This is a genomic window from Pseudomonas sp. GG8 (genome assembly GCF_052976945.1).
Window position 1 is genome coordinate 1 of sequence record NZ_JBRIIP010000001.1, and the last position, 21,815, is coordinate 21,815.

The window sequence follows — 21,815 nt, forward strand, 5'->3', positions numbered from 1 at the left end:
CTATAATTCGCACCTCTTCCGGAGCAGGCGAAACGGAAAACTCCTTGTAAATCAAAGAGTTATCCAGAGTAAGCGGCGAGGGAGGGGTTTTGATCTTCTGGATCGAAAGCGGTAGAAAAGAGGTGTTGACAGCAGCGTGTAACGCTGTAGAATTCGCCTCCCGCTAACGAGAGACGTGAAGTTGATCGAAGCGCAAGTGGTTGAAGTTGCAAAGGAAACTTTGAAACTTGTTAAAATAACCGCTTGACAGCAACAAGGGCTGCTGTAGAATGCGCGCCTCGGCTGAGACGAAAGATCTCAACCACCCGCTCTTTAACAACTGAATCAAGCAATTCGTGTGGGTGCTTGTGTTGTAAGACTGAAGTCAACTGATTATCAGCATCACAAGTTACTCCGCGAGAAATCAAAGATGTAACCAACGATTGCTGAGCTAAGTTTAGGGTTTTGTCAAAACCCAAAGATGTTTGAACTGAAGAGTTTGATCATGGCTCAGATTGAACGCTGGCGGCAGGCCTAACACATGCAAGTCGAGCGGCAGCACGGGTACTTGTACCTGGTGGCGAGCGGCGGACGGGTGAGTAATACCTAGGAATCTGCCTGGTAGTGGGGGATAACGTTCGGAAACGGACGCTAATACCGCATACGTCCTACGGGAGAAAGCAGGGGACCTTCGGGCCTTGCGCTATCAGATGAGCCTAGGTCGGATTAGCTAGTTGGTGAGGTAATGGCTCACCAAGGCTACGATCCGTAACTGGTCTGAGAGGATGATCAGTCACACTGGAACTGAGACACGGTCCAGACTCCTACGGGAGGCAGCAGTGGGGAATATTGGACAATGGGCGAAAGCCTGATCCAGCCATGCCGCGTGTGTGAAGAAGGTCTTCGGATTGTAAAGCACTTTAAGTTGGGAGGAAGGGCATTAACCTAATACGTTAGTGTTTTGACGTTACCGACAGAATAAGCACCGGCTAACTCTGTGCCAGCAGCCGCGGTAATACAGAGGGTGCAAGCGTTAATCGGAATTACTGGGCGTAAAGCGCGCGTAGGTGGTTCGTTAAGTTGGATGTGAAATCCCCGGGCTCAACCTGGGAACTGCATTCAAAACTGTCGAGCTAGAGTATGGTAGAGGGTGGTGGAATTTCCTGTGTAGCGGTGAAATGCGTAGATATAGGAAGGAACACCAGTGGCGAAGGCGACCACCTGGACTGATACTGACACTGAGGTGCGAAAGCGTGGGGAGCAAACAGGATTAGATACCCTGGTAGTCCACGCCGTAAACGATGTCAACTAGCCGTTGGGAGCCTTGAGCTCTTAGTGGCGCAGCTAACGCATTAAGTTGACCGCCTGGGGAGTACGGCCGCAAGGTTAAAACTCAAATGAATTGACGGGGGCCCGCACAAGCGGTGGAGCATGTGGTTTAATTCGAAGCAACGCGAAGAACCTTACCAGGCCTTGACATCCAATGAATCTGCTAGAGATAGCGGAGTGCCTTCGGGAGCATTGAGACAGGTGCTGCATGGCTGTCGTCAGCTCGTGTCGTGAGATGTTGGGTTAAGTCCCGTAACGAGCGCAACCCTTGTCCTTAGTTACCAGCGCGTAATGGCGGGCACTCTAAGGAGACTGCCGGTGACAAACCGGAGGAAGGTGGGGATGACGTCAAGTCATCATGGCCCTTACGGCCTGGGCTACACACGTGCTACAATGGTCGGTACAGAGGGTCGCCAAGCCGCGAGGTGGAGCTAATCCCAGAAAACCGATCGTAGTCCGGATCGCAGTCTGCAACTCGACTGCGTGAAGTCGGAATCGCTAGTAATCGCGAATCAGAATGTCGCGGTGAATACGTTCCCGGGCCTTGTACACACCGCCCGTCACACCATGGGAGTGGGTTGCACCAGAAGTAGCTAGTCTAACCTTCGGGAGGACGGTTACCACGGTGTGATTCATGACTGGGGTGAAGTCGTAACAAGGTAGCCGTAGGGGAACCTGCGGCTGGATCACCTCCTTAATCGAAGACATCAGCTTCTTCATAAGTTCCCACACGAATTGCTTGATTCATTGAAAAAGACGATTTAGAAGCAGCCCGAAATTGGGTCTGTAGCTCAGTTGGTTAGAGCGCACCCCTGATAAGGGTGAGGTCGGCAGTTCGAATCTGCCCAGACCCACCAATTTTGTGTGGGAAACGCCTGTAGAGATACGGGGCCATAGCTCAGCTGGGAGAGCGCCTGCCTTGCACGCAGGAGGTCAACGGTTCGATCCCGTTTGGCTCCACCACTTACTGCTTCTGTATTGTAGAGTTTAGAAATGAGCATTCCATCGGTTCGATGGTGAATGTTGATTTCTAGTCTTTGATTAGATCGTTCTTTAAAAATTTGGGTATGTGATAGAAAGTTAGACCGGACAGCACTTTCACTGGTGGTGTTACGGGCTAAGGTAAAATTTGTGAGTTAAATTGCGAATTTTCGGCGAATGTCGTCTTCATAGTATAACCAGATTGCTTGGGGTTATATGGTCAAGTGAAGAAGCGCATACGGTGGATGCCTTGGCAGTCAGAGGCGATGAAAGACGTGGTAGCCTGCGAAAAGCTTCGGGGAGTCGGCAAACAGACTTTGATCCGGAGATGTCTGAATGGGGGAACCCAGCGGTCATAAGACCGTTACCTTACACTGAATACATAGGTGTATGGAGCGAACCAGGGGAACTGAAACATCTAAGTACCCTGAGGAAAAGAAATCAACCGAGATTCCCTTAGTAGTGGCGAGCGAACGGGGACCAGCCCTTAAGCTGTATTGAGATTAGCGGAACGTTCTGGAAAGGACGGCCATAGTGGGTGATAGCCCTGTACGCGAAAATCTCTTTGCAGTGAAATCGAGTAGGACGGAGCACGAGAAACTTTGTCTGAATATGGGGGGACCATCCTCCAAGGCTAAATACTACTGACTGACCGATAGTGAACTAGTACCGTGAGGGAAAGGCGAAAAGAACCCCGGAGAGGGGAGTGAAATAGATCCTGAAACCGTATGCGTACAAGCAGTGGGAGCCCACTTTGTTGGGTGACTGCGTACCTTTTGTATAATGGGTCAGCGACTTATTTTCAGTGGCGAGCTTAACCGAATAGGGGAGGCGTAGCGAAAGCGAGTCTTAATAGGGCGTCTAGTCGCTGGGAATAGACCCGAAACCGGGCGATCTATCCATGGGCAGGTTGAAGGTTGGGTAACACTAACTGGAGGACCGAACCGACTACCGTTGAAAAGTTAGCGGATGACCTGTGGATCGGAGTGAAAGGCTAATCAAGCTCGGAGATAGCTGGTTCTCCTCGAAAGCTATTTAGGTAGCGCCTCATGTATCACTGTAGGGGGTAGAGCACTGTTTCGGCTAGGGGATCATCCCGATTTACCAACCCGATGCAAACTCCGAATACCTACAAGTGCCGAGCATGGGAGACACACGGCGGGTGCTAACGTCCGTCGTGAAAAGGGAAACAACCCAGACCGTCAGCTAAGGTCCCAAAGTTATGGTTAAGTGGGAAACGATGTGGGAAGGCTTAGACAGCTAGGAGGTTGGCTTAGAAGCAGCCACCCTTTAAAGAAAGCGTAATAGCTCACTAGTCGAGTCGGCCTGCGCGGAAGATGTAACGGGGCTCAAACCATACACCGAAGCTACGGGTATCACTTAGGTGATGCGGTAGAGGAGCGTTCTGTAAGCCTGTGAAGGTGAGTTGAGAAGCTTGCTGGAGGTATCAGAAGTGCGAATGCTGACATGAGTAACGATAATGGGTGTGAAAAACACCCACGCCGAAAGACCAAGGTTTCCTGCGCAACGTTAATCGACGCAGGGTTAGTCGGTCCCTAAGGCGAGGCTGAAAAGCGTAGTCGATGGAAAACAGGTTAATATTCCTGTACTTCTGGTTATTGCGATGGAGGGACGGAGAAGGCTAGGCCAGCTTGGCGTTGGTTGTCCAAGTTTAAGGTGGTAGGCTGAGATCTTAGGTAAATCCGGGATCTTAAGGCCGAGAGCTGATGACGAGTGTGCTTAGGCACACGAAGTGGTTGATGCCATGCTTCCAAGAAAAGCTTCTAAGCTTCAGGTAACCAGGAACCGTACCCCAAACCGACACAGGTGGTTGGGTAGAGAATACCAAGGCGCTTGAGAGAACTCGGGTGAAGGAACTAGGCAAAATGGCACCGTAACTTCGGGAGAAGGTGCGCCGGTGAGGGTGAAGCATTTACTGCGTAAGCCCATGCCGGTCGAAGATACCAGGCCGCTGCGACTGTTTATTAAAAACACAGCACTCTGCAAACACGAAAGTGGACGTATAGGGTGTGACGCCTGCCCGGTGCCGGAAGGTTAATTGATGGGGTTAGCTAACGCGAAGCTCTTGATCGAAGCCCCGGTAAACGGCGGCCGTAACTATAACGGTCCTAAGGTAGCGAAATTCCTTGTCGGGTAAGTTCCGACCTGCACGAATGGCGTAACGATGGCGGCGCTGTCTCCACCCGAGACTCAGTGAAATTGAAATCGCTGTGAAGATGCAGTGTATCCGCGGCTAGACGGAAAGACCCCGTGAACCTTTACTATAGCTTTGCACTGGACTTTGAATTTGCTTGTGTAGGATAGGTGGGAGGCTTTGAAGCGTGGACGCCAGTCTGCGTGGAGCCAACCTTGAAATACCACCCTGGCAACTTTGAGGTTCTAACTCAGGTCCGTTATCCGGATCGAGGACAGTGTATGGTGGGTAGTTTGACTGGGGCGGTCTCCTCCTAAAGAGTAACGGAGGAGTACGAAGGTGCGCTCAGACCGGTCGGAAATCGGTCGTAGAGTATAAAGGCAAAAGCGCGCTTGACTGCGAGACAGACACGTCGAGCAGGTACGAAAGTAGGTCTTAGTGATCCGGTGGTTCTGTATGGAAGGGCCATCGCTCAACGGATAAAAGGTACTCCGGGGATAACAGGCTGATACCGCCCAAGAGTTCATATCGACGGCGGTGTTTGGCACCTCGATGTCGGCTCATCACATCCTGGGGCTGAAGCCGGTCCCAAGGGTATGGCTGTTCGCCATTTAAAGTGGTACGCGAGCTGGGTTTAGAACGTCGTGAGACAGTTCGGTCCCTATCTGCCGTGGACGTTTGAGATTTGAGAGGGGCTGCTCCTAGTACGAGAGGACCGGAGTGGACGAACCTCTGGTGTTCCGGTTGTCACGCCAGTGGCATTGCCGGGTAGCTACGTTCGGAATAGATAACCGCTGAAAGCATCTAAGCGGGAAACTAGCCTCAAGATGAGATCTCACTGGGACCTTGAGTCCCCTGAAGGGCCGTCGAAGACTACGACGTTGATAGGTTGGGTGTGTAAGCGCTGTGAGGCGTTGAGCTAACCAATACTAATTGCCCGTGAGGCTTGACCATATAACACCCAAGCAATTTGCGTCGAAAGAGCAGATTGCGGTGTGTGAAGACGACACAAACCGAAAATTGGCAACAACCCACAGATCTATCACATCCCCATTAGTTGGCCCGTTGCGCGCAAGCACGACGATCCGGCAGCCGAATTTCTTGACGACCATAGAGCATTGGAACCACCTGATCCCATCCCGAACTCAGCAGTGAAACGATACATCGCCGATGGTAGTGTGGGGTTTCCCCATGTGAGAGTAGGTCATCGTCAAGATTAAATTCCGAAACCCCTGTTTGCTTACGCAAACAGGGGTTTTGTTTGTGCGGTTGATAAACACATTTTCGTTTCTATGCATTAGCGGGCCGGGTGGCTATTATGCGTGCCTCATTGTTAGGCGATATCCGCATGCTGACGTTATTGAAGCTTCTTAAGGATGGCAATTTTCATTCGGGGCAAGCCCTGGGCCATGCTCTTGGAGTCAGTCGCAGTGCTGTATGGAAGCAGCTGCAGCAGCTCGAAGCGGAGTTGAGTCTTGAGATCCATAAAGTAAGAGGTCGAGGCTACCGCTTGGCCGATCCGATATCGCTACTGGATCGGGATGAAATCTCCATCGCGGGTTCTTCTCCTGCGTGGCCAATCCTGACCTTCGATTCAATCGACTCCACCAATGCAGAGGCGCTACGCGCAATTGAGCGCGGCCATGATATGCCAGTGCTTGTACTCGCTGAGCGGCAAACTGCCGGCAGAGGGCGACGCGGGCGTAAATGGGTAAGTCCATTTGCGGAGAATATCTACTACAGCCTGGTCTTGAGAGTTGAGGGCGGTATGCGCCAGCTTGAGGGCTTGAGCCTGCTTGTGGGGCTGGCGGTGATGCAGACCCTCCGTGGAGTGGGGGTCGAGAATGCCGGCCTGAAATGGCCGAATGACATTCTTGTCGGGCAGCGCAAGATTGCAGGCGTTCTATTAGAGTTGGTGGGAGATCCCGCTGATGTCTGTCACGTTGTAATAGGCATAGGCATCAACGTAAATATGCAAGCGGCGTCCGAAGTCGATCAGCTTTGGACTTCTGTCCGACTTGAAACCGGCGTCTTGTCAGATCGTAATGACTTGATCGCGCGACTGAATCGCACGCTTGAGCGCTATTTAAGTATTCATCGGCAAAATGGATTCCCCGCTTTTCAGGCTGAGTGGGAGCAGGGGCACTTATGGCAGGGGCGAGCCGTTACGCTGCTCGCGGGAGCCAGTAGCGTTGAGGGTGTGGTTTTAGGGGTTGATGCGCAAGGTGCTCTGCGGTTGAGGGTGGGTTCGCAGGAGAAAACTTTTAGTGGTGGTGAGCTCAGTTTGAGGCTGCGTGATGATTCTTGAACTTGATTGCGGTAACAGCTTCATCAAATGGCGGGTAATTCACGAGGATGCTCCATCGGCAGTCGTGGGAGGTATTGTCGATTGTGATGAGGCGCTGCTACGGGCTCTTCATCAGGTGCCGGGTCTGCGCTTGGCTCGCTGTAGATTGGTAAGCGTGCGCAGCAACGAGGAAACGGCCCAGTTGGTCGCTGTTCTGGTCAAGGCCTTTTCGATAGACGTCATGTATGCCGCTCCTGCGAGGCTTATGGCCGGCGTAACAAATGGTTATGACGAATATGAGCTGCTAGGCCTGGATCGGTGGCTTGCCATAGTGGGTGCGTATCATCTGGCAGGTGGCGCGTGCTTGGTGCTGGATCTGGGGACTGCTATCACGTCCGATTTTGTTGCACCCGATGGGCAGCACCTGGGAGGTTTTATCTGTCCGGGTATGCCCTTGATGCGCAATCAGCTGCGTACACATACACGACGGATTCGCTACGACGATGCTGCTGCGGAGCGCGCACTGATCAACTTCGCCCCAGGACGCTCGACAGCTGAGGCGGTGGAGCGTGGGTGTTCGTTGATGGCGCGAGGTTTTGTACTGACTCAATTGAGCATGGCTCGCGATCATTGGAAGGACGATTTCACCGTTTTTGTTACGGGCGGCGATGCGGATTTGATTGGGGGGATTTTGCCGGACGCGCGAATGATGCCTGATCTGGTTTTCGTGGGGCTGGCCCTGGCTTGTCCATTGCCTTGAGGTTGCTATGCGCTGGCTATTTCTTTTGCTATTGATGCTCAATGCCTTCTATTACATATGGCATCAGCAGGAAGCACCTCTGCGGGCCAAGGAGGTTATTTCCTTGTCGTTGTATCGAGGTTCTCAGCAAGATATTCATCTGCTGAGTGAGTCTGATGCTGCGCGCGAAAACCCTTCTGCTCCCCATGAGGCGGAGGAAAAGTGCCTGTATCTGGGTGGTTTTGTTCGTCAGGAGGATGCACGCCTGGTTGAGCAGCGGTTAACGAGCCTCGATATACAGTCGCAGTTTCAGTCTCCCGCGGCAGGTTCTACGGCTGGTTATTGGTTGAGGGTTGCTCCGTCGAGTCGACGGCTTGTGGATGAGGGCCTGATTCAGGAACTCACTCAGGACTTCTCACAGCTAAAAAACAAAATAATGTCTTGTGAGGGCATTGCAACTACGGATTAGTTTGCATAGAATGGCGCCCGCTTCGCAGCGTGGCGTTAACAGCGTCACCTGTAGAGTTGTTGTCAGCGAATGTAACCTCAGGTTTTTAATGAGAAAATAGTTGACAGAAGGGTAGCATGAGTTGAAAATGCTGCCTCGTTCAGGAGGGGTTCCCGAGCGGCCAAAGGGATCAGACTGTAAATCTGACGTCTACGACTTCGAAGGTTCGAATCCTTCCCCCTCCACCAAATTTCAGCGTTAGCAGCAAGCGCCGCGGGTATAGTTTAGCGGTAGAACCTCAGCCTTCCAAGCTGATGATGCGGGTTCGATTCCCGCTACCCGCTCCAAGTTTGCTGTTGGTGCAATGTGTTTCGCTCTTGTAGCTCAGTTGGTAGAGCACACCCTTGGTAAGGGTGAGGTCAGCAGTTCGAATCTGCTCAAGAGCTCCATTACCAAGGCAGATATGAAAATATCTGCCTTTGTTTTAAGCGGTCAAGATTCATTCTTCTATTGGAGATGGTGTCGATGGCTAAAGAAAAGTTCGAACGCAAGAAGCCGCACTTGAACGTTGGTACCATAGGTCACGTTGACCATGGAAAGACGACCTTGACTGCAGCTCTGACCAAAGTATGCGCTGAAGCATTCGGTTGTTCTGCTCGTGACTTCTCTCAAATCGATAATGCTCCTGAAGAAAAGGCGCGCGGCATTACAATCAACACGTCGCACGTTGAATATGATTCTGCGATCCGTCACTACGCTCATGTTGACTGTCCTGGCCACGCTGATTATGTGAAAAACATGATTACCGGAGCTGCTCAGATGGATGGCGCGATCCTAGTGTGCTCTGCGGCTGATGGTCCAATGCCGCAGACTCGTGAACACATTTTGTTGTCTCGTCAGGTTGGGGTTCCATATATTGTTGTCTTCCTGAATAAGGCTGACATGGTTGACGATCAAGAGTTGCTTGAATTGGTCGAAATGGAAGTCCGGGATCTGCTGAGTGCGTACGGTTTTCCGGGTGATGAAACCCCGATCGTGATTGGTTCCGCTTTGATGGCGTTGAATGGTCAGGATGAAGGCGGAATGGGCACGACAGCCGTCCGTAAATTGGTTGATACTCTGGACAGTTATATTCCAGAGCCTGAGCGTGCAGTCGACAAGCCGTTCCTGATGCCGATCGAAGATGTGTTCTCGATCTCAGGTCGCGGTACGGTTGTAACGGGTCGCGTTGAGCGTGGCATCGTCAGGGTGCAGGAAGAGATCGAGATTATCGGTATCGTTCCCACCATAAAGACGACGTGTACGGGTGTTGAAATGTTTCGGAAGCTGCTCGATGAAGGTCGTGCGGGCGAGAATGTCGGAGTACTGTTGCGCGGCACCAAACGTGATGATGTTCAGCGAGGTCAGGTTTTGGCCAAGCCGGGCTCTGTCAGGCCGCATACCAGGTTCGAAGGTGAAGTGTATATTCTGAGCAAGGAAGAGGGTGGTCGTCATACGCCATTCTTCAAAGGTTACCGTCCACAGTTTTACTTCCGTACAACGGATGTGACCGGTAACTGTGAATTGCCAGAGGGCATTGAGATGGTAATGCCTGGTGACAACGTGAAAATGGTTGTCACCCTGATTCAGCCGATTGCGATGGAGGATGGTCTTCGTTTCGCTATTCGTGAGGGCGGTCGTACCGTCGGCGCGGGTGTCGTAGCTAAAATCATCGAGTAAGTTGTTGAAAAACTCTTGTTGGGCCGGCATAATGGTCGGCCTAATTTTGCTTTTAGGTCAGTAGCTCAATTGGCAGAGCGACGGTCTCCAAAACCGTAGGTTGGGGGTTCGATTCCCTCCTGACCTGCCAGATTCACTCGGTGTTAATCTGGCTTTCTTTTCACAGGATCCTCGTAGATGACTCCCAAGGCTGAAGCCCAAGACTCTCGCTTTGACCTGCTTAAATGGCTCCTGGTAGCCGTTTTGGTGGTCGTAGGTGTTGTCGGCAATCAGTACTACTCAGCGGAACCGATCCTGTACCGCGTGCTTGTATTGCTTGCTATTGCTGCTGCTGCTGCCTTTGTTGGTTTGCAGACAGGAAAAGGTAAAGCTTTCTTCGTGTTGGCAAAGGAAGCTCGTACCGAGATTCGTAAAGTCGTTTGGCCTACTCGCCAAGAAACTACGCAGACCACATTGATTGTTGTGGCTGTTGTGTTGGTTATGGCGCTGCTGTTGTGGGGTTTAGATTCCCTGCTCGGTTGGCTTGTTTCTTTGATTGTCGGCTAAGGGTGTCCCGTGGCTAAGCGTTGGTACGTAGTGCATGCTTACTCCGGTTATGAGAAGCATGTCATGCGCTCTCTGCTTGAGCGTGTGAAGCTGGCTGGCATGGAAGAAGGCTTCGGCGAAATTCTGGTTCCCACTGAAGAAGTGGTTGAAATGCGTAATGGCCAGAAACGCAAAAGCGAGCGCAAATTCTTTCCAGGCTATGTGCTGGTACAGATGGATATGAATGAGGGTACTTGGCACTTGGTCAAGGACACTCCTCGTGTGATGGGTTTCATCGGCGGTACTGCTGATAAGCCAGCACCGATCACTGATAAAGAGGCAGAAGCGATTCTGCGTCGCGTCGCTGATGGTAGCGACAAACCGAAGCCAAAAACACTGTTCGAGCCAGGTGAAGTTGTTCGTGTCACCGACGGTCCATTCGCTGATTTTAACGGCACGGTTGAAGAAGTTAACTACGAAAAAAGCCGGATCCAAGTGGCTGTGCTTATTTTCGGTCGCTCTACTCCGGTAGAGTTAGAGTTCAGCCAGGTCGAAAAGGCATAGCTGAACGAAAATCCCAACCCCGCAGCCCTAGGCTGTGGGGTTTTGTCGTCACTGGGATAAACGCGCAAGTAACCGGGGAGCCTTTTTAGGCGTCTGAACCCGTAATTGGAGTGCCTCATGGCCAAGAAAATTACCGCTTACATCAAGCTGCAAGTGAAGGCCGCTCAGGCTAACCCAAGCCCACCTGTTGGTCCTGCTCTGGGTCAGCATGGCGTGAACATCATGGAATTCTGCAAGGCTTTCAACGCCCGTACTCAGGGTCTTGAAGCAGGTCTGCCGACTCCAGTGATCATCACTGTCTACAGCGACCGTAGCTTCACTTTCGAAACCAAATCCACACCTGCTTCGGTTCTGCTGAAGAAGGCTGCTGGTCTGACTAGCGGTTCCGCTCGTCCGAACACCGTTAAGGTTGGCACCGTGACCCGTGCTCAGCTGGAAGAAATCGCGAAAACCAAAAACGCGGATCTGACAGCAAGTGATATGGACGCCGCTGTGCGTACCATCGCTGGCTCTGCTCGTAGCATGGGCCTTAACGTGGAGGGTGTGTAATGGCTAAGTTGACTAAGCGCCAAAAAGCTATCGCGGCTAAAATTGAGCCGGGCAAAGCTTATAACTTCGCAGACGCAGCTGCTCTGTTGACCGAGCTGTCGACGGTCAAGTTCAGCGAATCTGTTGACGTTGCGGTTAACCTTGGTGTTGACCCGCGTAAATCCGATCAGGTTGTTCGCAGTGCAACCGTGCTTCCGCACGGCACTGGCAAAACTGTTCGCGTTGCTGTGTTCACCCAGGGCCCTGCTGCTGAAGCTGCTCTGGCTGCTGGCGCTGATCGTGTTGGTATGGACGACCTGGCCGCCGAAATGAAAGCCGGTAACCTGAACTTCGACGTTGTTATCGCCTCCCCGGACGCGATGCGTGTTGTTGGTCAGTTGGGTCAGATCCTCGGCCCACGTGGCCTGATGCCTAACCCTAAAGTCGGCACTGTGACGCCAGACGTAGCCACGGCGGTTAAAAACGCCAAGGCTGGTCAGGTTCGTTATCGCACCGACAAAAACGGCATCATCCACACTTCCGTTGGCAAAGTCGGTTTCGACGCTGTCAAGTTGAAGGAAAACGTTGAAGCGCTGATCGCTGATTTGAAGCGTATCAAGCCAGCTTCTTCGAAAGGTATTTATGTCAAGCGCGTTACCCTGAGCACCACTATGGGCCCAGGTCTGGTCATCGACCAAGGCTCGCTGGACGCGTAAGACAAATGGGTGCAGGCGACTGCACCTATGAAAGATTGGGGTCCCTGCCTGGCGGGGGCTATCCAAGACCGTAGGCGGCGAAAGTCTTAAACCTCAAGCCTACGCAGATGGTGCTCCCGGTTCCTTACCGAATCAGACACCAAAACGACATCCGACCTCGGTTGGATGAAACGGTAACAAGCAGGAGTTAACCCGTGGCAATTAAACTCGAAGACAAGAAGGCCATCGTCGCTGAAGTCAACGAGGCTGCCAAAGTAGCTCTGTCCGCTGTCGTGGCTGATGCCCGCGGTGTGACAGTAAGCGCTATGACCGGACTCCGTAAAGAGGCCCGTGAAGCAGGCGTTTACGTACGTGTTGTACGTAACACCTTGCTGCGACGCGCCGTTGCAGGCACTCAATATGACGTGCTCAACGACGTGTTCACAGGCCCGACCTTGGTTGCGTTCTCCAACGAACACCCTGGCGCTGCTGCCCGTTTGTTCAAGGAATTCGCCAAAGGTCAGGATAAGTTCGAGATCAAGGCAGCTGCGTTCGAGGGCAAGTTCCTCGCAGCTAATCAGATCGACGTACTGGCAACTCTGCCGACCCGTAACGAAGCTATTTCTCAGCTGATGAGCGTGATTCAAGGCGCTACCAGCAAGTTGGCTCGTACTCTGGCGGCTGTTCGCGAACAAAAAGAAGCGGCCGCAGCTTAAGGCTGAGCACTTCTTCTCGCGTATTTTTGTTTATTTCGATGGCCGCGTAGGCCGTCCCCAAATCAGGAATTAGAGTCATGTCTATCTCTCAAGACGATATCCTCAACGCCGTAGCTGAAATGTCCGTTCTGCAGGTTGTTGAGCTGATCAAAGCTTTCGAAGAAAAATTCGGCGTTTCTGCTGCCGCTGCTTCCGCCGGCCCAGCTGCTGCTGCCGCTGTTGTTGAAGAGCAGACTGAATTCAACGTTATGTTGACCGAAACTGGCGAGAAGAAAGTTAACGTGATCAAGGCTGTACGTGAACTGACTGGCCTGGGCTTGAAAGAAGCCAAAGCTGTAGTTGACGGCGCTCCTGGCATCGTTCTGGAAGCTGTATCGAAAGATGCTGCTGACAAAGCCAAAGCTGTTCTGGAAGAAGCAGGCGCTAAAGTCGAGCTGAAATAAGCATCGACTTTGCGTATCCAGCCCAAGCGTTAAGCGAAAGGCTGATGGCTGGTGGCTCTTGCCACCGGCCTTTTTCCGTTATAGATGGCTGGCCTGGTCAGCATCTGTAACGTGTAAGAGCCACCCGATGCGGGTGGTGCAAACCAAGGGGTTTGCACGATTTTCTGGCTGCTCCCGTCGGGAGAAGCCAAACAAGCAGGTGACCAAGCTGGGGAACGCTGATGGCTTACTCATATACTGAGAAAAAACGTATCCGCAAGGACTTTAGCAAGTTGCCGGACGTAATGGATGTGCCTTATCTCCTGGCCATCCAGCTGGATTCGTATCGCGAATTCCTGCAAGCGGGAGCTACCAAAGATCAGTTCCGCGACGTCGGTCTGCATGCAGCCTTCAAATCCGTTTTCCCGATCATCAGCTACTCCGGCAATGCTGCGCTGGAGTATGTGGGTTATCGCTTGGGCGAACCGGCATTTGATGTCAAAGAGTGCGTGCTGCGCGGTGTGACTTACGCTGTGCCTTTGCGGGTCAAGGTCCGTTTGATCATTTTCGACAAAGAATCGTCGAATAAAGCGATCAAGGACATCAAAGAGCAAGAAGTCTACATGGGTGAAATTCCCCTGATGACTGAGAACGGTACCTTCGTAATCAACGGTACCGAGCGCGTAATCGTTTCCCAGTTGCACCGTTCCCCGGGCGTGTTCTTCGACCACGACCGCGGTAAGACGCACAGCTCCGGTAAGCTGCTTTATTCCGCGCGTATCATTCCATACCGCGGCTCGTGGCTGGACTTCGAGTTCGACCCGAAAGACTGCGTGTTCGTTCGTATCGACCGTCGTCGTAAGCTGCCTGCGTCCGTATTGTTGCGCGCGCTGGGCTATACGACTGAGCAAGTGCTCGATGCGTTCTATACCACCAACATTTTCCATGTGCAGGGTGAAAACCTGAATCTGGAGCTGATTCCTCAGCGTCTTCGTGGTGAAATTGCGGCTATTGACATCTTGGACGACAAAGGCAAAGTCATTGTCGAACAAGGTCGTCGGATCACCGCTCGCCATGTAAACCAGATGGAAAAAGCCGGGATCAAAGAGCTGGAAGTGCCTATGGACTATGTCCTGGGTCGCACTACCGCCAAGATCATCGTGCATCCAGCGACCGGCGAAATCATTGCCGAATGCAACACGGAGCTGAACACCGAGATTCTGGCAAAAATCGCCAAGGCTCAGGTTGTCCGTGTCGAAACGTTGTACACCAACGATATCGATTGCGGTCCGTTTGTCTCTGACACGCTGAAGATCGACTCCACCAGCAACCAATTGGAAGCGCTGGTCGAGATCTATCGCATGATGCGTCCTGGTGAGCCACCGACCAAAGATGCAGCCGAAACGCTGTTCAACAACCTGTTCTTCAGCCCTGAGCGCTATGACCTGTCTGCAGTCGGTCGGATGAAGTTCAACCGTCGTATCGGTCGTACCGAGATCGAAGGTTCGGGTGTGTTGTGCAAAGAAGATATCGTCGCCGTCCTGAAGACGCTGGTTGATATCCGTAACGGGAAAGGCATCGTCGATGACATCGACCACTTGGGTAACCGTCGTGTTCGTTGTGTTGGCGAAATGGCCGAAAACCAGTTCCGCGTTGGCCTGGTACGTGTAGAGCGTGCGGTCAAAGAGCGTCTGTCGATGGCGGAAAGCGAAGGTCTGATGCCTCAAGACCTGATCAACGCCAAGCCAGTCGCAGCCGCGGTCAAAGAGTTCTTCGGTTCCAGCCAGCTTTCGCAGTTCATGGACCAGAACAACCCGCTGTCCGAGATCACCCACAAGCGTCGTGTCTCTGCACTCGGCCCTGGTGGTTTGACTCGTGAACGTGCCGGCTTCGAAGTTCGTGACGTACACCCGACTCACTATGGTCGTGTATGCCCGATTGAAACGCCGGAAGGTCCGAACATTGGTCTGATCAACTCCTTGGCTGCCTATGCGCGTACCAACCAGTACGGCTTCCTCGAAAGCCCGTACCGTGTGGTTAAAGACGCACTGGTGACTACCGAAATCGTGTTCCTCTCGGCTATCGAAGAAGCGGATCACGTTATCGCTCAGGCTTCGGCCACGATGAACGACACCGGTCACCTGATCGACGAATTGGTTGCGGTACGTCACCTCAACGAATTCACCGTCAAGGCGCCTGAAGACGTGACGCTGATGGACGTTTCGCCGAAGCAGGTAGTTTCGGTAGCGGCCTCGCTGATCCCGTTCCTCGAGCATGACGACGCCAACCGTGCGTTGATGGGTTCGAACATGCAGCGTCAGGCGGTACCGACCCTGCGTTCCGACAAGCCGCTGGTCGGCACCGGGATGGAGCGTAACGTTGCCCGTGACTCCGGTGTTTGCGTCGTGGCTCGTCGTGGCGGCGTGATCGACTCGGTCGATGCCAGCCGTATCGTGGTTCGTGTTGCTGATGACGAAGTTGAAACCGGTGAAGCTGGTGTAGACATCTACAACCTGACCAAATACACCCGTTCCAACCAGAACACCTGCATCAACCAGCGTCCGCTGGTGAGCAAGGGTGATCGGGTTGAGCGTAGCGACATCATGGCTGACGGTCCGTCCACCGATATGGGTGAGCTGGCTCTGGGTCAGAACATGCGCATCGCATTCATGGCGTGGAACGGTTACAACTTCGAAGACTCCATCCTCCTGTCCGAGCGTGTTGTTCAAGAAGACCGTTTCACCACGATCCACATTCAGGAACTGACCTGTGTGGCTCGTGACACCAAGCTTGGGCCTGAAGAGATCACTGCAGACATTCCGAACGTGGGTGAAGCTGCACTGAACAAGCTTGATGAAGCCGGTATCGTTTATGTCGGTGCTGAAGTCGGCGCTGGCGACATTCTGGTCGGTAAGGTCACTCCGAAAGGCGAGACCCAGCTGACACCAGAAGAAAAACTGTTGCGTGCGATCTTCGGTGAGAAGGCGAGCGACGTTAAGGACACTTCCCTGCGCGTACCTACGGGTACCAAGGGCACTGTCATCGACGTTCAGGTCTTCACTCGTGACGGTGTTGAGCGTGATGCTCGTGCTCTGTCCATCGAGAAGATCCAGCTCGACGAAATCCGTAAGGACTTGAACGAAGAGTTCCGTATCGTCGAAGGCGCTACGTTCGAACGTCTGCGTTCCGCTTTGGTAGGCCGTACGGCTGAAGGCGGCGCAGGTCTGAAGAAGGGTCAGGACATCACCGACGAAATTCTCGACGGTCTCGAGCATGGTCAGTGGTTCAAACTGCGCATGGTTGAAGATGCTCTGAACGAGCAGCTCGAGAAGGCTCAGGCTTACATCGTTGATCGTCGCCGTCTTTTGGATGACAAGTTCGAAGACAAGAAACGCAAGCTGCAGCAGGGCGATGACCTGGCACCTGGCGTTCTGAAGATCGTCAAGGTTTACCTGGCAATCCGCCGTCGCATCCAGCCGGGTGACAAGATGGCTGGTCGTCACGGTAACAAAGGTGTGGTCTCCGTGATCATGCCAGTTGAAGACATGCCGCACGATGCCAATGGCACACCGGTCGATATCGTCCTCAACCCGCTGGGCGTACCTTCGCGTATGAACGTCGGTCAGATCCTTGAAACCCACCTGGGCCTTGCTGCCAAGGGCTTGGGTGAGAAGATCAACCGTATGCTTGAAGAGCAGCGTAAAGTCGCAGACTTGCGCAAGTTCCTCAACGAGATCTACAACGAAATCGGCGGTCGCCAGGAAAATCTGGAAGACTTCACCGACAAGGAAATCCTGGATCTCGCGAAGAACCTTCGCAACGGCGTGCCAATGGCAACTCCGGTGTTCGACGGTGCCAAGGAAAGCGAAATCAAGGCAATGCTTAAACTGGCTGATATGCCAGAAAGCGGCCAGATGCAGCTGTTCGACGGTCGTACCGGCAACAAATTCGAGCGCCCGGTAACAGTTGGCTACATGTACATGCTGAAGCTGAACCACTTGGTGGACGACAAGATGCACGCGCGTTCCACTGGTTCTTACAGCCTGGTTACCCAGCAGCCGCTGGGTGGTAAGGCTCAGTTCGGTGGTCAGCGTTTCGGGGAGATGGAAGTGTGGGCGCTGGAAGCATACGGCGCGGCTTACACTCTGCAAGAAATGCTCACAGTGAAGTCGGACGATGTGAACGGTCGGACCAAGATGTACAAAAACATCGTGGACGGCGATCACCGTATGGAGCCGGGCATGCCCGAGTCCTTCAACGTGTTGATCAAAGAAATTCGTTCGCTCGGTATCGATATCGATCTGGAAACCGAATAACACGTGACGCGAATTGGGAGCAGGGCTGTATTGCCTGCTCCCTGCTCCGCCAGGAGGAAAGGCCTTGAAAGACCTACTGAATTTGCTGAAAAACCAGGGTCAAGTCGAAGAGTTCGACGCCATCCGTATTGGATTGGCATCGCCTGAGATGATCCGTTCGTGGTCGTTCGGTGAAGTTAAAAAACCGGAAACCATCAACTACCGTACGTTCAAACCTGAGCGTGACGGCCTGTTCTGCGCCAAGATCTTTGGCCCGGTAAAGGATTACGAGTGCCTGTGCGGTAAGTACAAGCGCTTGAAGCATCGTGGTGTGATCTGCGAGAAGTGCGGCGTAGAAGTCGCGCTGGCAAAAGTTCGTCGCGAGCGTATGGCTCACATCGAACTGGCCTCGCCAGTTGCCCACATCTGGTTCCTGAAGTCCCTGCCGTCCCGTATCGGCTTGCTGATGGACATGACCCTGCGTGATATCGAACGCGTTCTCTATTTCGAGAGCTATGTCGTTATCGATCCAGGCATGACCACCCTTGAAAAGGGTCAACTGCTCAACGACGAGCAGTACTTTGAAGCACTCGAAGAGTTCGGCGATGACTTCGACGCCCGTATGGGTGCTGAAGCTGTCCGTGAACTGCTGCACGCTATCGACTTGGAACACGAGATTGGCCGTCTGCGCGAAGAAATTCCGCAAACCAACTCCGAAACCAAAATCAAGAAGCTGTCCAAGCGCTTGAAGTTGATGGAAGCCTTCCAGGGTTCCGGCAACCTTCCTGAGTGGATGGTGCTGACCGTTCTGCCGGTTCTGCCGCCAGATCTGCGTCCTTTGGTTCCGCTTGACGGTGGTCGTTTCGCGACGTCCGACCTCAACGATCTGTATCGTCGAGTGATCAACCGTAACAACCGCTTGAAGCGCCTGCTTGATCTGTCCGCACCGGACATCATCGTGCGCAACGAAAAGCGTATGTTGCAGGAAGCGGTCGATGCCTTGCTCGACAACGGCCGTCGTGGCCGTGCCATTACTGGTTCGAACAAGCGTCCTCTGAAGTCCCTGGCTGACATGATCAAGGGTAAGCAAGGTCGTTTCCGTCAGAACTTGCTCGGTAAGCGTGTTGACTACTCGGGTCGTTCGGTAATTACCGTAGGCCCGGCTCTGCGTCTGCACCAGTGCGGTCTGCCAAAGAAAATGGCTCTCGAGCTGTTCAAGCCGTTCATTTTCGGTAAGTTGGAAATGCGTGGCCTCGCCACCACCATCAAAGCCGCGAAGAAAATGGTTGAGCGCGAGTTGCCAGAGGTTTGGGACGTTCTCGCTGAAGTGATTCGCGAACACCCGGTTCTCCTCAACCGTGCACCGACTCTTCACCGTCTGGGTATCCAGGCGTTTGAACCGGTTCTGATCGAAGGTAAAGCTATTCAGCTTCACCCGTTGGTCTGTGCTGCGTACAACGCCGACTTCGACGGCGACCAAATGGCCGTTCACGTACCGCTGACGCTGGAAGCCCAGCTCGAAGCGCGTGCGCTGATGATGTCGACCAACAACATCCTGTCGCCAGCCAACGGTGAGCCAATCATCGTTCCGTCGCAGGACGTTGTATTGGGTCTGTACTACATGACGCGTGAAGCGATCAACGCCAAGGGCGAAGGTCGTGTGTTCGCGGATCTGCAGGAAGTTGACCGTGTGTTCCGTGCCGGCGAAGCCGCGCTGCATGCCAAAGTCAAAGTCCGCATCCACGAAACCGTCAATGATCGTGATGGTGGCAGCGTCAAGAACACCCGTATCGTCGACACAACCGTCGGCCGTGCGCTGTTGTTCCAGGTGGTTCCGGCCGGCCTGTCGTACGACGTGGTCAACCAGCCGATGAAGAAAAAAGCGATCTCCAAACTGATCAACCAGTGCTACCGCGTGGTTGGTTTGAAAGAGACCGTTATTTTCGCTGACCAATTGATGTATACCGGTTTTGCCTACTCGACTATTTCGGGTGTTTCCATTGGTGTTAACGACTTCGTTATCCCTGATGAAAAAGCTCGCATCATCGACGCTGCGACCGAAGAAGTTAAAGAGATCGAAAGTCAGTACGCCTCAGGCCTGGTAACCCAGGGCGAGAAGTACAACAAGGTGATCGACCTTTGGTCCAAGGCCAACGACGAAGTTTCCAAGGCGATGATGTCGAACCTCTCGAAAGAGAAAGTCATCGACCGTCATGGCGTCGAAGTTGATCAGGAATCCTTCAACTCGATGTACATGATGGCTGACTCCGGCGCACGGGGTTCCGCTGCACAGATTCGTCAGCTCGCAGGTATGCGTGGCTTGATGGCCAAGCCGGATGGCTCGATCATCGAAACGCCGATCACTGCGAACTTCCGTGAAGGTTTGAGCGTACTTCAGTACTTCATCTCCACTCACGGTGCTCGTAAAGGTTTGGCGGATACCGCGTTGAAAACTGCGAACTCCGGTTATCTGACTCGTCGTCTGGTAGACGTGGCTCAGGATCTGGTGGTTACAGAAGTCGACTGCGGTACCGAGCACGGTCTGCTGATGACGCCGCACATTGAAGGCGGCGACGTCGTTGAGCCATTGGGTGAGCGCGTACTGGGTCGAGTTATCGCCCGTGACGTGTTCAAGCCGGGTACCGATGATGTCATCGTTCCTGCAGGCACCCTGGTTGACGAGAAGTGGGTTGAGTTCATCGAGCTGAACAGCATCGATGAAGTGATCGTACGTTCGCCAATCAGCTGCGAAACTCGTTTCGGTATCTGCGCCAAGTGCTACGGTCGTGACCTGGCTCGCGGGCATCAGGTGAACATCGGTGAAGCTGTCGGCGTAATCGCTGCGCAGTCGATCGGTGAGCCGGGTACTCAGCTGACCATGCGTACGTTCCACATCGGTGGTGCGGCAAGCCGGACCTCTGCTGCTGACAGCGTTCAGGTGAAGAATGGCGGTACTGTCCGCCTGCACAACCTGAAGCACGTTGAGCGAGTTGATGGTTGCCTGGTTGCAGTGTCTCGTTCTGGTGAACTGGCTATTGCTGATGACTACGGTCGTGAGCGTGAGCGTTACAAGCTGCCGTACGGTGCTGTGATTTCGGTGAAGGAAGGCGACAAGGTCGACGCTGGCGCAATCGTGGCCAAGTGGGATCCGCACACTCACCCAATCGTCACCGAGATGAAAGGTACCGTGACCTACGTGGGCATGGAAGAAGGCATCACGATCAAGCGTCAGACAGACGAATTGACCGGTATGACCAACATCGAAGTACTCGACGCCAAAGACCGTCCAGCTGCCGGTAAGGACATCCGTCCTGCCGTTAAGATGGTCGGTGTGGATGGCAAGGATCTGCTGCTGCCAGGTACCGACGTACCGGCTCAGTACTTCCTGCCGGCTAACGCCCTGGTCGGTGTTGCGGATGGTGTGCAGGTTGCGATCGGTGATGTTATCGCCCGTATCCCGCAAGAGACTTCGAAAACCCGTGACATCACCGGTGGTCTGCCGCGTGTTGCCGACTTGTTCGAAGCGCGTCGTCCGAAAGAAGCCTCCATTCTGGCTGAGGTCAGCGGCACCATCGCGTTCGGTAAAGAGACCAAAGGCAAGCGCCGTCTGGTCATTACCCCGAACGATGGCAGCGACTTGTACGAAGAGCTGATTCCAAAGTGGCGTCACCTGAACGTCTTCGAAGGCGAGCAAGTGAACCGCGGTGAAGTCATCTCCGACGGCCCGAGCGATCCACACGATATCCTGCGTCTGCTGGGTGTGAGTGCGCTGGCCAAGTACATCGTTAACGAGATCCAAGACGTTTATCGTCTGCAAGGCGTGAAAATCAACGATAAGCACATCGAAACGATTCTTCGTCAGATGCTGCGTAAAGTTGAGATCGCCGAGTCTGGCGATTCAACCTTCATCAAGGGCGACCAGATGGAGTTGACGCATGTTCTGGTCGAGAACGAGCGCCTGAGCGCGGACGAGAAATTCGTTTCCAAGTTCACTCGTGTGTTGCTGGGTATCACCAAGGCATCGTTGTCCACCGAGTCGTTCATCTCCGCAGCCTCCTTCCAGGAGACAACGCGGGTACTGACCGAAGCGGCTGTAACCGGCAAGCGCGACTACTTGCGCGGCCTGAAAGAAAACGTGGTCGTGGGTCGTTTGATCCCGGCCGGTACCGGTCTGGCTTATCACAGCGAGCGCAAACGTCGCCGTGAAGCAGACAAACCGTTGCGTGTTAGCGCCAGTGAAGTCGAAGCTGCACTGACCGAAGCGTTGAACTCAAGCGGTAATTAAGATTGAAGCCCTGGCCCTCCCGGCCAAAAGGCAATGGCGTTATGCTGTTGTCTTCATGGTCGGGGAGGTTGGGGCTTTGTCTTGACTGGGGGCAGGATCCTCTTTAGACTCTTGTACCCCTAAATTTGGCGGGACTCGTGTCCTGCCA

General features: G+C 53.4%; 12 protein-coding genes, 6 tRNA genes and 3 rRNA genes. All 21 read left to right on the plus strand.

From position 1 onward, the window contains the following. Positions 1-466 precede the first annotated feature (466 nt). The 21 genes from ACVBEG_RS00005 to rpoC all read left to right on the plus strand — a co-directional run bounded on the left by ACVBEG_RS00005 (position 467) and on the right by rpoC (position 21,667). Positions 467-2,005: ribosomal RNA gene (locus ACVBEG_RS00005) — 16S ribosomal RNA — on the plus strand. Positions 2,006-2,088: 83 nt separating this feature from the next. Then, positions 2,089-2,165, plus strand: a tRNA-Ile gene (locus tag ACVBEG_RS00010). A 30-nt stretch (positions 2,166-2,195) separates the two neighbouring features. Further along, positions 2,196-2,271: transfer RNA gene (locus ACVBEG_RS00015), tRNA-Ala, on the plus strand. A 236-nt stretch (positions 2,272-2,507) separates the two neighbouring features. Then, positions 2,508-5,398, plus strand: a 23S ribosomal RNA gene (locus tag ACVBEG_RS00020). Between the two features lie 146 nt (positions 5,399-5,544). Next, positions 5,545-5,660 (plus strand): 5S ribosomal RNA (gene rrf, locus ACVBEG_RS00025). The 16S, 23S and 5S rRNA genes sit together here with 2 tRNA genes alongside, the layout of an rRNA operon. A gap of 132 nt (positions 5,661-5,792) precedes the next feature. After that, the gene (gene birA / locus ACVBEG_RS00030; RefSeq protein WP_322182894.1) at positions 5,793-6,752 is read left to right on the plus strand and encodes a bifunctional biotin--[acetyl-CoA-carboxylase] ligase/biotin operon repressor BirA; all 960 of its coding nucleotides are present in this window, start codon (positions 5,793-5,795) and stop codon (positions 6,750-6,752) included. Next, the gene (locus ACVBEG_RS00035) at positions 6,742-7,491 is read left to right on the plus strand and encodes a pantothenate kinase (RefSeq protein WP_322182404.1); all 750 of its coding nucleotides are present in this window, start codon (positions 6,742-6,744) and stop codon (positions 7,489-7,491) included. Before birA ends, ACVBEG_RS00035 begins: the two co-directional genes overlap by 11 nt. A 7-nt stretch (positions 7,492-7,498) precedes the next feature. After that, the gene (locus ACVBEG_RS00040) at positions 7,499-7,939 is read left to right on the plus strand and encodes a hypothetical protein (protein WP_322182402.1); all 441 of its coding nucleotides are present in this window, start codon (positions 7,499-7,501) and stop codon (positions 7,937-7,939) included. A gap of 142 nt (positions 7,940-8,081) precedes the next feature. Then, a tRNA-Tyr gene (locus tag ACVBEG_RS00045) sits at positions 8,082-8,166 on the plus strand. A gap of 25 nt (positions 8,167-8,191) precedes the next feature. After that, positions 8,192-8,265 (plus strand) — tRNA-Gly (locus tag ACVBEG_RS00050). Between the two features lie 26 nt (positions 8,266-8,291). Next, a tRNA-Thr gene (locus ACVBEG_RS00055) sits at positions 8,292-8,367 on the plus strand. Between the two features lie 76 nt (positions 8,368-8,443). Beyond that, the gene (gene tuf, locus ACVBEG_RS00060) at positions 8,444-9,637 is read left to right on the plus strand and encodes an elongation factor Tu (RefSeq protein ID WP_447107262.1); all 1,194 of its coding nucleotides are present in this window, start codon (positions 8,444-8,446) and stop codon (positions 9,635-9,637) included. Positions 9,638-9,691: 54 nt separating this feature from the next. Continuing rightward, positions 9,692-9,767, plus strand: a tRNA-Trp gene (locus ACVBEG_RS00065). A gap of 47 nt (positions 9,768-9,814) precedes the next feature. Continuing rightward, complete coding sequence (gene secE / locus ACVBEG_RS00070) at positions 9,815-10,183, plus strand: preprotein translocase subunit SecE (protein WP_219062800.1); 369 nt, start codon at positions 9,815-9,817, stop codon at positions 10,181-10,183. Positions 10,184-10,192: 9 nt separating this feature from the next. Further along, positions 10,193-10,726, plus strand: a complete 534-nt coding sequence (nusG, locus tag ACVBEG_RS00075) for a transcription termination/antitermination protein NusG (protein WP_219062798.1) — start codon at positions 10,193-10,195, stop codon at positions 10,724-10,726. A 117-nt stretch (positions 10,727-10,843) separates the two neighbouring features. Beyond that, positions 10,844-11,275 carry a 50S ribosomal protein L11 gene (gene rplK, locus ACVBEG_RS00080; RefSeq protein ID WP_219062797.1) on the plus strand — a complete coding sequence of 144 codons (432 nt, stop codon included), beginning with the start codon at positions 10,844-10,846 and terminating at the stop codon, positions 11,273-11,275. Further along, positions 11,275-11,970, plus strand: coding sequence for a 50S ribosomal protein L1 (gene rplA / locus ACVBEG_RS00085; RefSeq protein WP_219062796.1), 696 nt, complete (start codon positions 11,275-11,277; stop codon positions 11,968-11,970). The genes rplK and rplA overlap by 1 nt, the downstream gene beginning before the upstream one ends. 194 nt (positions 11,971-12,164) lie before the next feature. Beyond that, the gene (rplJ, locus tag ACVBEG_RS00090) at positions 12,165-12,665 is read left to right on the plus strand and encodes a 50S ribosomal protein L10 (RefSeq protein WP_219062794.1); all 501 of its coding nucleotides are present in this window, start codon (positions 12,165-12,167) and stop codon (positions 12,663-12,665) included. 77 nt (positions 12,666-12,742) lie between these two features. Then, positions 12,743-13,108, plus strand: coding sequence for a 50S ribosomal protein L7/L12 (gene rplL, locus ACVBEG_RS00095; protein ID WP_219062792.1), 366 nt, complete (start codon positions 12,743-12,745; stop codon positions 13,106-13,108). 221 nt (positions 13,109-13,329) lie between these two features. Then, on the plus strand, positions 13,330-17,403 hold the full coding sequence (rpoB, locus tag ACVBEG_RS00100) for a DNA-directed RNA polymerase subunit beta (RefSeq protein ID WP_322182396.1): 4,074 nt from the start codon (positions 13,330-13,332) through the stop codon (positions 17,401-17,403). A 64-nt stretch (positions 17,404-17,467) separates the two neighbouring features. After that, on the plus strand, positions 17,468-21,667 hold the full coding sequence (gene rpoC, locus ACVBEG_RS00105) for a DNA-directed RNA polymerase subunit beta' (RefSeq protein ID WP_219062790.1): 4,200 nt from the start codon (positions 17,468-17,470) through the stop codon (positions 21,665-21,667). Positions 21,668-21,815: the final 148 nt, after the last annotated feature.